The organism is Massilibacteroides sp. (genome assembly GCF_028705895.1).
Lineage (GTDB): Bacteria > Bacteroidota > Bacteroidia > Bacteroidales > Tannerellaceae > Massilibacteroides.
In genome coordinates, this window is record NZ_JAQWCQ010000003.1 from 66539 (window position 1) to 78454 (window position 11916).

Genomic DNA, 11916 nt, shown 5'->3' on the forward strand with positions numbered 1-11916 from the left:
TATGGTTTTTAGAATTCTGACAATATCTTCTTGTTTGTTATTAAGTGCATTTTTTGTCTCAGCGCAGGAGAAAAATCGGGCTTTGACACCTGAGCAATTAGTAGATTGGCAACGGGTAACGCAGAGTAGTATATCGAATAATGGAAAATTTGTTGCCGTTAAGCATGAGCCTTGGCAGGGTGATGCGACTGTTTTGCTGTTTAACAGATCTGGTAAGGAATTGGCACGGATTATTCCCGCAGGATTCGTCAAGTTTTCAACTTCTTCGGATTATCTGCTTGTGGAAAAGAAAACACCTTTAGCCGAAATAGAGGCTTTAAAACTGAAGAAAACAAAAAAGGATAAGATGCCTTTGGATAAGTTAGTACTTGTCAGCATGGATGGCAGGCAGGAGGTTCTTGACTCTATTCGGAAGTCTAAGCTTTCTGAAGTTTCCGATTGGATGGCTTTTCATCAGGGAGATAAAAAAGACTCCACTTTATATGTTCGTTCTTTGGACGGAAAAATGAATGATAGCATTCCCGCTGTAATGGATTATGGATTTGCGAAAGAAGGGGATGTGATGTATTTTATCACAGGTGGTGATTCGTTAGGAACTAAAGCAGGACTTTATGTTTATCAACCAAAGATGCCGAAGCAAAGGCTTATAAAAGAGGGAAAAGGCAACTTCAAACAGATCGCATTCAACAAACCGGGTGATAAACTGACGTTTTTATATGCGGATACGTTAAGTAAGGATTCTGCTGATAGTAAGGAAAACAAGTATGCGCTTTATTTGTCTGTAACTTGTGATCCGGCAAAACGAATAGTTGAAGCGGGAAACGAAGCGATTCCGGAGAAATGGATTATCAGTGAGAACGGAGATCTTCGTTTTTCAGAGAATGGGGAATTTCTTTTTTTTGGAACCTCACCGGAGCCTCGTCAACGGGATACTACCGTATTGGATGAAAACAGGCCGAATGTGCAGGTATGGAGTTGGAATGAATCTGTTCAATATACGCAACAGACGGTGGACAAAAAAGAAAATGAACGTAAAACTTATACGGCTGCATATCATCTGTCTTCAGGTAAGGTTAGCCAACTTAGCACATTAGAGCTGCCATATCTTCAGCTTCCGGAGAATGGAACGTTAGCGTTAGCTTCTACTTCTGATCCTTATGGCACAGAGCGCATGTGGACAGGTAAAAGCAAACAAGACATTTATATTGTAGATATACAGACAGGAACGCGTACTCCTCTTTTACAGGCAAGTGAAGCGAGGGTTCGTATCTCTCCGGCCGGAAAATATGGGTTCTGGTATAGTGCACCGGATAGTTCTTGGTTTACAGTAGATTTAAACAGTCAGAAAATATACAGACTTACAACACCGGATACATTCGCTGCATGGGATACGGACAATGATGTTCCGGATTATCCCGGTTCATACGGGTCTGCCGGCTGGAGCAAGGATGATAAGTCTCTGCTACTGTATGACAGGAACGATATCTGGAGTTTTGATCCCACAGGGGCAGGCTCACCCATAAACTTAACCGTAAACGGCAAGAAAGAGAGCTTGCGTTATCAACTACGCCCAGTCGACAAGGATATAAAATACGTAAAATTGGATGAACCTCAATTATTAATCGGGTTCAACGAGAAGACGAAGGCTTCAGGTTTCTATTCTGCTAATCTTAAGAAAGCAGGTATTCCGAAAGCGCTGCTAACGAGTGAATTTAAAGTTGGCTTTAAAGAGAAAGCTAAAGATTCAGACGCGATTATCTATACGACTGAAACATTCGAGCGTTACCCCGAGATTATGTACTCAAATCTACGTTTCCAGAATCCTGTACAGCTAACAAGCTTAGGGAACCAACAAGACAGTATCCTTTGGGGAACGGCGGAACTGACTTCGTGGACTTCGTTGGACGGAAAAGTATTAGAGGGTGTGATATACAAACCGGCGAATTTTAACCCGAACAAGAAATACCCGCTTATCGTCAATTTCTATGAACGAAATTCGGAAACTCTGTATAATTACCGCACGCCGGAGCCACATCGTTCTACGGTTGACTATCGCCTGTATAACAGCAACGAGTATATCATCTTCAATCCGGATATCCGCTATGAAGATGGTTACCCCGGAGAAAGTTGTTTCAATAGCGTAATGCCCGGTATAGCATCCCTTATTGCCAAAGGATATATTAATGAAAAGGCAATCGCAGCGCAAGGGCATAGCTGGGGAGGTTATCAGGTTGCTTATTTAGCAACACGAACCAATCTTTTTGCTGCAATAGAAAGTGGTGCTCCGGTTGTCAATATGTTCAGCGCCTACGGTGGTATCCGCTGGGGAACAGGGCTAAATCGCTCTTTCCAATACGAACACGGACAAAGTCGTATTGATGGAACGCCATGGGATGCACCTCTGCGCTACGAAACAAACTCTCCGCTCTTCACGATGGATAAAGTAAACACTCCGATCCTGATTATGCACAACGATGCCGACGGACATGTACCCTGGTATCAGGGAATCGAATATTTTGTAGCATTAAAGCGCTTACAAAAACCGGTATGGTTACTAAACTATACAGGTGAACCACATTGGCCAATGCGAATGGCAAACCGTATTGATTTCCAGAAACGGATGTTCCAGTTCTTTAATCACTATCTGAAAGGAGAGGCTATGCCAAAATGGATGAAGGAAGGAGTAAAGGCCGTAGATCAGCCATATGAATTAGGATACTAACAACGCTTACCTAAAAAAAGAAACCTCTTATTATCCGATCGATAATAAGAGGTTTCTTTTTTCTGTTGTCTCACGAGGATTCGAACCTCGACAGACAGAACCAAAAACTGTAGTGCTACCATTACACCATGAGACAATCCGACGCTTTCATTAAAGCGATGCAAAGGTAAGAACTAAATTTAAACTTTGCAAATTTTGTTGTCGTTTTGTTATTTTGCAATAAGCAGAAAATAGTTTTTCTTTCCGCGTTGTACTAACAAATATTTCTCATCAAGTAAAGAGGCATCTGTAATTACAGCATCTGCTTCTGCCAGCTTTTCTTTATTTACACTTACACCGCCACTTTGAACAAGTTTACGCATTTCTCCTTTTGAGGGGAATACAGAGGCTTTTTCTGTGAACAAATCGGACGCTTTCACTCCGGTTTTTAGTTCGTCCAAAGAAACCTCAAACTGAGGAACTCCATCAAAAACGGCCAACAAGGTTTCTTCATCTAATTTTTTTAATGCTTCGGAAGTAGAGTTTCCAAACAGAATATTAGAAGCTTCGACAGCAGCGTCATAATCTTCTATGGAGTGAACCATTACGGTTACTTCTTTTGCCAATCGTTTCTGCAGAGGACGAAGATGTGGAGCTGCAGCTTGTTCTGCTTCAAGAGTTGCAATTTCTTCTTGTGACAATGCGGTGAATATTTTGATATATTTAGCAGCGTCATCATCGCTCACATTCAACCAGAATTGATAAAACTTATATGGGGATGTATATCGTCTGTCCAACCAAACATTACCGGATTCGGTCTTTCCGAATTTTCCTCCGTCTGCTTTCGTGATTAACGGACATGTTAAAGCAAAAGCCTCACCTCCTAATTTACGACGGATCAGCTCCGTTCCGGTGGTAATATTCCCCCATTGATCAGAACCACCCATTTGCAAACGACATCCCTCGTGTTCATATAAATAAAGGAAATCATAACCCTGCAATAACTGATAAGAAAATTCAGTAAATGACATGCCCACATTTGACTCACTACTCAAGCGTTTCTTCACTGAATCCTTCGCCATCATATAGTTCACCGTTAAGTGCTTACCAATATCGCGAATAAAATTAAGAAAAGAGTAGTCCTTCATCCAGTCGTAATTGTTTACCAACTTAGCCGAATTGGGAGCATCAGAATCAAAATCAAGAAATTTAGCCAATTGCTTTTTGATACTATCCTGATTATGACGCAGGGTAGCCTCATCTAAAAGGTTACGTTCAGCCGATTTAAGAGAAGGATCTCCAATCATACCGGTGGCACCTCCAACTAAAGCGATCGGACGATGTCCTGCACGCTGAAAATGTTTTAGCATCATTACACTGACCAAGTGTCCGATATGTAACGAATCAGCTGTAGGATCAATACCAACATAAGCCGATGTCATTTCCTTCTGCAACTGTTCTTCTGTACCCGGCATCATATCGTGTATCATGCCTCTCCATCTTAATTCTTCTACAAAATTCATCGTATTATTTATTCTGTGTTCTTGTTTCTTTAAATTCAGAAAACAAAGGTACGACTTATTTTTAGAATCAAACAGAAAAGACTTCCTTAACGTTTCGTCTTAATGTTAAGGCTAATAAGTCTATAGAGATATCTAACGAATCTGCCGCAAGGCGATAGATCTCCTCAATTTGTTTATCGGATTCATCTGTTTCAAGAAAAAGATAATCCGGCCATGCCACACGTAACGCTTCAGGATTGAATTTTTCACCAAAAGAAAGCCGAAGCCCTTTTCTGATAAGTTGCTCTGCAAGTTGTCTGTTACCACGAAAACCATGTATTACCCAGATATCAGAGGAAGAAAAATCTTTTCTGACGGCCAATAGCTCGTCCCACGCTTTTACGCAGTGGATCACAAGCGGCTTACCCATCTCTGCTGCAAGTTTTGCCTGTTCAGAAAACACTCTTACTTGTTCACCGATAGGCTTTTCGGCCTGTTTATCTAATCCGGCCTCTCCTATCGCGACAACAGAAGGATGTAATACGGCTTCTGTGAGTAAAAGATATTGCATCTCAAAGTCCGTTATATACCAAGGATGAATGCCGTACGAATATAGGCAACCAGGCAAGAAACATTGCGACCGCTGCATATCCACAATCTTATTGACAATAACGATTCTATCATCAGACGAGATCTGCGTCTTATGGGTATGTATATCGCAGTATGTCATATCTTAGGGTACAGGATCATAACCACTACCACCCCAAGGGTGACAACTTAGGATACGCTTCGTTGCTAAATACAAGCCCTTAATCGGTCCATGTTTTTTCAACGCCTGCACAGCATATTCCGAACAGGTAGGCGTATATCTACAGGAAGGAGGCGTGTAAGGAGAAATGCAATATTTATAAAAGTAAACCGGCAAAAGAAGGACTGCCGTAAAGAAACGTTTCATTTTATATTCTCCATTAATAGTCCGATCGTTTTCCGCATAGCTTTTTCTATTGTGGTATGAGGATGAATCTCCTTATCTAAATAGAGAAAAGCAATCAACAGATTTTTATCTCTGTCTTTGAGAAAGGTAATCAATTCCGGCTTTTGAAGCCGATAGGCTTCTCTTATTTGCCGTTTGACTTTGTTACGCTTTACCGCCCGTTTGAATTTCTTCTTTGATACGCTGATAAGAATCGAAGAAGTGGCGGGCATTTCCGGCTCGACAGTTAAGTAGATAACCCGTAATGGAAACGCTACAAACGACTGTCCTTTTTCAAACAACAAGTCAATGTAGCGTTTCCATGACAGGCGTTCCTCTTTCGATAGAGTAAACCTATTCTTATCTGTCATTATTTCTTTTTATCGCTCAACTCTTTCTTCAGGAATAATTCCAAAGCAGCCGTCATTGATGGCGCTTCAGGCGAAGGAGCTTCCACATCTAATCTCAAACCTGCTTCTTTAACAGCTTTGGCTGTAGTGGGCCCGAAACATCCGATTTTTATATCATCCTGTTTGAAATCCGGAAAGTTTTTCAACAAGGAGGTAATTCCGGACGGACTAAAGAAGACAAGCATGTCGTAATCAAATGCTTCATCTTTTGCAAAATCATTACTCACCGTACGGTACATTACCGCTTTAGTAAAGTTTATTTTTTTAGTTTCCAGCATCCGCATCAAATCATCTTTGTGCACGTCAGATACAGGAATAAAATACTTTTCTTTTGCATGCTTGCCAATAATTGTAACAAGCTCATCCATTTTCCCTGTCTGACCATAAAATATCTTACGTTTACGAAAGACAATATATTTCTGCAGATAAACAGCAATTGCTTCTGTCATACAGAAATATTTCATCGTCTCAGGAACAGTGACCCTCAATTCTTCACATAAATGGAAGAAATGATCAATAGCAGTACGTGCTGTAAAAATAACAGCAGAATAATCTAAAATGGATACTTTTTGTTGTCTGAACTCTTTAGAGCTTAACGGTTCTACTTTAATGAAAGGACGAAAATCTATTTCTACTCCATATTTTTCTGCAATATCAAAATAGGGTGATTTTTCGGTCGTAGGGCGGGGTTGCGATACTAATACTTTCTTTATACTCAATGCCATAAAGTACTTGTCTTGATAAAGTTATACAAATAAACCATACCTTCGTACAAAAATACCAGAGGTAAAATTTCTTGGGCGCAAAGGTACAAACTTATATATAATAAACCTGTGTTTTTCTTGTGAAATATCCGTAATGTCTTTACAATAATTGCAAAACGACACAAAAAATACGAAATAACGAACAAAACAATGGGTACTATTGGATATTTTCCCCAGAGCGAGAGCCATACAACCGGAATATAGAGCAGAATACCCCAAGTTCCCATAATTGCAATATAACTATTTTGCCAAAGTCTATATTTTTGTACATCCGAAAATATAACACCGGTTATCGCGTATAAAAGCCATTTGAAAAAAAAGAACAGAACAACAACCCCAAAAACACCTCCGATACACAAAAGTATATTCTTGCCGGTCAAATCAAAGGTGAGATAATTCTTAGAATAAAAATAGGAGAAGAGAAAAAGAGAACAAAGAAAAAGCGTCTGCAAAATCATAAAGAAACGGAAATAGGAATCAGGTACTACGCGTTTTTCAAAAAGGCTTTGTCGTTCTTTCAGATAGAAAACATCTTTCAGCATGGTAAGAAAAGCCCGATAATTAAAGCGAAAGGCCAGAGCAAAGAGAAGCAGGGCAAAGAAAATCAGCGTGAATAATAAATCATTCAACACCTGTCCGTCCCATAAACGAATCCCTACATATCCTTCAAACAAATCATTCATGCCTTATATCACCCTCTTTTTCAAGCGCAAAGATATGGAAAATTTCAAGAGTAGTTTATCTTTATTACCATATGATCTTTCATCATATTTTGTTTTATATGAGCTATCGAACTGTTTTAATTTTTATTTTTGTAAGTCTAAACAAAGTAAGTGATGATAAAAAGATATGATTTCTTAGTAATCGGTTCAGGAATTGCGGGAATGAGTTTTGCGCTGAAAGTAGCAGGTAAAGGAACAGTTGCCTTAATATCAAAAACAAATCTGGAAGAAGCAAACACCTATTTCGCGCAAGGCGGAATAGCATCGGTTACAAATCTGATCACAGATAATTTCGAGAAACACATTGAAGATACCATGATTGCGGGAGATCAGCTTAGCAGTCGTGAAGCTGTAGAGAAAGTAGTTCGTAATGCTCCTGCACAGATAAAGGAGTTGATTAGCTGGGGAGTTGATTTTGACAAAGATGACAAAGGTAATTTTGACCTCCATCGGGAAGGGGGACACTCCGAATTCCGAATACTACATCATAAAGATAATACCGGAGCAGAGATACAGGACAGCTTGATCAAAGCCGTACAGAAGCATCCGAATATTGACATCTACGAGAATCATTTCACGATAGAGATTTTAACACAACACCATTTAGGCGTAACAGTGACTCGCCAGACTCCGGACATCGAATGCTACGGCGCTTATGTGATGGACATGACGACGGGTAAAATAGATACATTTCTATCCAAAATCACCTTGATGGCAACAGGCGGTATAGGTGCAATCTATCAGACCACCACAAATCCAATGGTAGCAACAGGGGATGGGATTGCGATGGTGTATCGTGCTAAAGGAACCGTGAAAGATATGGAATTTGTTCAATTCCACCCAACTGCGCTTTATCATCCGGGAGACCGCCCCTCTTTTCTTATTACCGAAGCGATGCGTGGATACGGAGGGGTACTTCGCACAAAAGACGGAAAAGAGTTCATGCAGAAATACGACTCTCGTTTATCACTTGCTCCAAGAGATATTGTTGCTCGGGCGATAGACAACGAAATGAAAAACCAGGGAGATGAACATGTCTATTTGGACGTTACACACAAAGACGCAGAGGAAACGAAGAAACATTTTCCCAACATTTATAAAAAATGCCTTGAAATCGGTATTGATATAACGCGTGAATATATACCTGTTGCACCGGCTGCCCATTACCTCTGTGGAGGAATAAAAGTAGATCTGGATGCACGCTCATCCATCAGCCGACTCTATGCGGTAGGAGAATGTTCCTGTACAGGTTTGCACGGTGGTAACCGTTTAGCATCAAACTCACTGATCGAAGCCGTCGTTTATGCCGATGCGGCAGCGAAGCACAGCAGCTCCATATTAAACAGCCTTTCATATCAGGAAAACATTCCCGAGTGGAATGACGAAGGCACAAGTTCTCCGGAAGAATTAGTACTTATCACGCAAAGCATCAAGGAGGTTGGACAGATTATGAGTACCTATGTCGGAATTGTGCGTTCGGATATTCGTCTGAAACGCGCATGGAACAGATTAGACATTATCTACGAAGAAACAGAAAGCCTCTTCAAACGCTCCGTCGCCTCAAAAGACATCTGTGAACTCCGCAACATGGTCAACACCGGTTACCTGATCATGCGTCAGGCCATCGAACGCAAAGAAAGCAGAGGGTTGCATTATACGCTGGATTATCCTCCGGTTGAGACAAAGAAGTAAGTCCCGATCCATCAAAATTTAGAGGTAGGTCTAATCACATTTAGAGGTAGGTATAAATTTGTTTAGAGGTAGGTATAAATTAGAAAACCTTCTGAGAACATCGGTATCAAAATAATGATACATTTGCAGTGAATTTACAAAGAATCATGCAAGGCCATAAATTACGGGAGCAATTAGTATTAAAACCGGTTAGCATTAAATACTTAGATCAGTACAACGAACTGTTGCGCTATGTTTTTCAAGTAACCAATCAGGAATTAGAAGAGAGTGGTTATGAAGATGGTGAAATAGTCCGAGCGAAACGCCCGGTACTGCAGAAGTCGGAAGTACTGGGTTGGTTCAACGGAGAGCGACTTATTTCACAAATCTGTATTTATCCCTGTATTGTGAATATACATGGCAAGCTCTTCAAGATGGGAGGGCTCACCGGTGTAGGGACATACCCGGAATATACGAATATGGGGCTGATGAATGAACTTATTAAAGTAGGGCTCAACAAAATGCGTGAGAAGAAACAATGGATTTCTTATCTCTATCCCTATTCTATTGCTTACTATCGGCGCAAAGGCTGGGAAATTATCTCTGAACACCTTACTTTTACATTAAAAGACACACAGATACCGACTTATCCTAATTTACCCGGCTATGTTGAACGTGTGCCGATTGATGACAAAGACGTGATAGACACTTATGATCGTTTTGCAAGAAGTAATCATGGCGCTATGATCCGGGAAAAATTAGAATGGGACGAATACTGGCGTTGGGAGAATGAAGACGAACGAAATGCTGCTGTCTATTATGATGGCGACAACCAACCAATGGGTTATATTATGTATTGGATTGAGGACGATGTGTTTCACATCAAGGAATTTATCTATCTCAATCAAGAAGCCCGGAGAGGATTGTGGAACTTTATTCATGCTCACGATTCCATGATAGACAAATTAGAAGGGCACGACTATAAGAATGAACCCATAGCTTATTTATTGCAAGACAGCCAGATAGTAGAATCCATCGAACCCTATTTTATGGGACGGATTGTGGATGTAGAGGCTTTTCTGAAAGAATATCCCTTTGCCATGAAAGGACGGGCGTTCCACTTTGTTGTCACCGATCCGATAGCAGATTGGAATTGTGGAGTCTTTGGAGTAAGCTGGACAAAAGATGGTAAGATTGAGATCTCTCGTGAAAAGACAGGTAGGTCAGTAAAATTAACCATCCAGACTTTAACCGCCATGCTGATGAGTTTCCGTCGTCCGTCTTACTTCTATAAAGTAGAACATCTCCAAACAGATGCAAAAACACTAAAGATGTTGGAAAACATTATTCCGAACGAGACTCCTTTCTTTTCGGATTACTTTTAGAATAAAAGCTTATACTTAGCGTTTTATAATTGAATCACAAATCTAATTATTATGAAACGCGTTTGTTGTTTTGTGTTTATTATCACACTTGCTATTCTGAACATCTCCTGTTCAAGGAATCAGACACCTTCGTCCGATAATGAATTTGATTATAGTTCACAAATTTCTGAGATAGCAATTAACTCGGATAATATAAACACGCTTAAAGAGGTCGGACTAATCTGGGGATTTCTAAAATACCACCATCCAGCCATAGCTGAGGGAGCATATAATTGGGATTATGAATTATTTCGGATTATCCCTAAAGTTATAGATAAGAACAGCCGAAAGGAAAAAGACAAGATTTTTTCTGAATGGATTGATCTGCTTGGGAAATTTAAGACAGAAAAGACTGATAATCAACCGGATGATAAGATTAAGATTAAGCCGGATCTGGATTGGATCAATCAATCTGGTTTTTCAAAAGAATTAGTAAAAAAACTAAACGATATAAGACGTGCTAAACGAAAAGATAGTCATCATTATATACAGTTTGTCCCGGGAGTCAAAAATCCTCAATTTACAAACGAAAAAGCGTATGAAAATGCAATAATTTCAGACATGGGATACCGGCTTCTTTCCTTATTTAGGTATTGGAATTCAATACAATATTATTTTCCATACAAAAACCTGATCGAACAAGACTGGAAAGATGTACTCGAAGAGTTTATTCCTCAATTTATCAAGGCAAATGATGAAACAAAATATGCACTGACAACACTGGCTCTTATCGCCCATATTCATGATACGCATGCTACTGTGATGAATAATTATGAGGTAGAAAAGTATAAAGGGGGTTTCTATGCTGCTCCACGAATACGATTCATAGAAAACAAGGCCGTTGTTACAGGATTTTACAATGAAGGATATGGAAAACACACAGGCTTACAAATTGGTGATATATTAACCGAAATAAGCGGAAAGACAATTGAAACAATCATTGAAGAAAGGTTACCATTCACGCCCGCTTCAAATTATCCAACTCAACTAAGGAATATAGCACAAGATTTATTGCGAACTAACGCTCAAAGTATTGATGTGGAATATATAAGAAATAATCTTCATAATAAAGTAACATTGACAACATACAAGTCGAACGAGATTAATGCCCATTTTCTTTCAACGAGCGACACGAGTTTCAAGTTGTTACAGAATGACATAGCTTATCTATTTCCCGGTTCATTAAAAAGAGGAGAAATCCACGAATTATGGAATAAGGTTAAAGACACCAAAGGGCTCATCATCGATCTCAGATGTTATCCTTCTGATTTTATTGTTTTTTCTTTAGGAGAGAAATTGATGCCTGAGGCAACCCCTTTTGCACGATTCACTCATGGCAGCGTAAAAATTCCGGGACTATTTACTTTTACAGAATCACTCTCAGTAGGGAAAAAGAATCCCGATTATTATAAGGGAAAAATTGTCATTTTAATAAATGAGACCACACAAAGTCAGGCAGAATACACTACAATGGCATTCAGAGCAGCTCCAAACACGACCGTAGTCGGTTCTACAACAGCCGGAGCAGACGGCAATGTATCAACAATCGTTTTACCCGGAGGTATTAATTCTTGGATAAGCGGAATCGGCGTATATTATCCAGATAAGACAGAAACCCAACAAATCGGGATAGTCCCCGACATCCAACTTCTCCCCACCATTCAAGGTATTATTGAAGGGAGGGACGAGTTGCTGGAGAAGGCCTTGGAAATTATCTGGAAAGTAAACGGTAAAACATAAGATAGGTGG

General features: G+C 39.9%; 10 protein-coding genes. 4 read left to right on the forward strand and 6 right to left on the reverse strand.

Features of this window, described 5'->3' with window-relative positions; all coding sequences use genetic code 11:
• Position 1 precedes the first annotated feature (1 nt).
• Positions 2 to 2722 (forward strand): prolyl oligopeptidase family serine peptidase, encoded by a 2721-nt coding sequence (locus PHT93_RS01450; RefSeq protein ID WP_300238590.1) that lies wholly within the window; start codon positions 2 to 4, stop codon positions 2720 to 2722.
• A 209-nt stretch (positions 2723 to 2931) separates the two neighbouring features.
• On the opposite strand, the gene tyrS is transcribed toward PHT93_RS01450, so the two are convergent.
• The 6 genes from tyrS to PHT93_RS01480 form a co-directional block, all read right to left on the reverse strand.
• Complete coding sequence (tyrS, locus tag PHT93_RS01455; RefSeq protein ID WP_300238592.1) at positions 2932 to 4224, reverse strand: tyrosine--tRNA ligase; 1293 nt, start codon at positions 4222 to 4224, stop codon at positions 2932 to 2934.
• 67 nt (positions 4225 to 4291) lie between these two features.
• Positions 4292 to 4933 carry a TatD family hydrolase gene (locus tag PHT93_RS01460; protein ID WP_300238595.1) on the reverse strand — a complete coding sequence of 214 codons (642 nt, stop codon included), beginning with the start codon at positions 4931 to 4933 and terminating at the stop codon, positions 4292 to 4294.
• Positions 4934 to 4936: 3 nt separating this feature from the next.
• Entirely contained in the window at positions 4937 to 5158 is a 222-nt protein-coding gene (gene yidD / locus PHT93_RS01465; RefSeq protein WP_300238598.1) for a membrane protein insertion efficiency factor YidD, read from the reverse strand.
• Positions 5155 to 5547, reverse strand: a complete 393-nt coding sequence (gene rnpA / locus PHT93_RS01470) for a ribonuclease P protein component (protein ID WP_300238601.1) — start codon at positions 5545 to 5547, stop codon at positions 5155 to 5157. The genes yidD and rnpA overlap by 4 nt, the downstream gene beginning before the upstream one ends.
• The gene (locus tag PHT93_RS01475) at positions 5547 to 6305 is read right to left on the reverse strand and encodes a uroporphyrinogen-III synthase (protein ID WP_300238679.1); all 759 of its coding nucleotides are present in this window, start codon (positions 6303 to 6305) and stop codon (positions 5547 to 5549) included. Before PHT93_RS01475 ends, rnpA begins: the two co-directional genes overlap by 1 nt.
• Entirely contained in the window at positions 6302 to 7033 is a 732-nt protein-coding gene (locus PHT93_RS01480) for a DUF4271 domain-containing protein (RefSeq protein WP_300238603.1), read from the reverse strand. The genes PHT93_RS01475 and PHT93_RS01480 overlap by 4 nt, the downstream gene beginning before the upstream one ends.
• Positions 7034 to 7186: 153 nt before the next feature.
• Here PHT93_RS01480 and nadB point away from each other — a divergent pair, with 153 nt between their 5' ends.
• The 3 genes from nadB to PHT93_RS01495 all read left to right on the forward strand — a co-directional run bounded on the left by nadB (position 7187) and on the right by PHT93_RS01495 (position 11907).
• Positions 7187 to 8764: an L-aspartate oxidase gene (nadB, locus tag PHT93_RS01485; RefSeq protein ID WP_300238605.1), complete on the forward strand. Its 1578-nt coding sequence runs from the start codon at positions 7187 to 7189 to the stop codon at positions 8762 to 8764.
• Positions 8765 to 8910: 146 nt separating this feature from the next.
• On the forward strand, positions 8911 to 10128 hold the full coding sequence (locus PHT93_RS01490) for a GNAT family N-acetyltransferase (RefSeq protein WP_300238607.1): 1218 nt from the start codon (positions 8911 to 8913) through the stop codon (positions 10126 to 10128).
• A 51-nt stretch (positions 10129 to 10179) separates the two neighbouring features.
• Positions 10180 to 11907, forward strand: coding sequence for a S41 family peptidase (locus PHT93_RS01495; protein ID WP_300238609.1), 1728 nt, complete (start codon positions 10180 to 10182; stop codon positions 11905 to 11907).
• Positions 11908 to 11916: the final 9 nt, after the last annotated feature.

Coding starts and splice junctions, on each gene's coding strand:
- PHT93_RS01450 (WP_300238590.1), top strand. CDS start 2: ATGGTTTTTAGAATTCTGACAATATCTTCTTGTTTGTTATTAAGTGCA.
- tyrS (WP_300238592.1), bottom strand. CDS start 4,224: ATGAATTTTGTAGAAGAATTAAGATGGAGAGGCATGATACACGATATG.
- PHT93_RS01460 (WP_300238595.1), bottom strand. CDS start 4,933: ATGACATACTGCGATATACATACCCATAAGACGCAGATCTCGTCTGAT.
- yidD (WP_300238598.1), bottom strand. CDS start 5,158: ATGAAACGTTTCTTTACGGCAGTCCTTCTTTTGCCGGTTTACTTTTAT.
- rnpA (WP_300238601.1), bottom strand. CDS start 5,547: ATGACAGATAAGAATAGGTTTACTCTATCGAAAGAGGAACGCCTGTCA.
- PHT93_RS01480 (WP_300238603.1), bottom strand. CDS start 7,033: ATGAATGATTTGTTTGAAGGATATGTAGGGATTCGTTTATGGGACGGA.
- nadB (WP_300238605.1), top strand. CDS start 7,187: ATGATAAAAAGATATGATTTCTTAGTAATCGGTTCAGGAATTGCGGGA.
- PHT93_RS01490 (WP_300238607.1), top strand. CDS start 8,911: ATGCAAGGCCATAAATTACGGGAGCAATTAGTATTAAAACCGGTTAGC.
- PHT93_RS01495 (WP_300238609.1), top strand. CDS start 10,180: ATGAAACGCGTTTGTTGTTTTGTGTTTATTATCACACTTGCTATTCTG.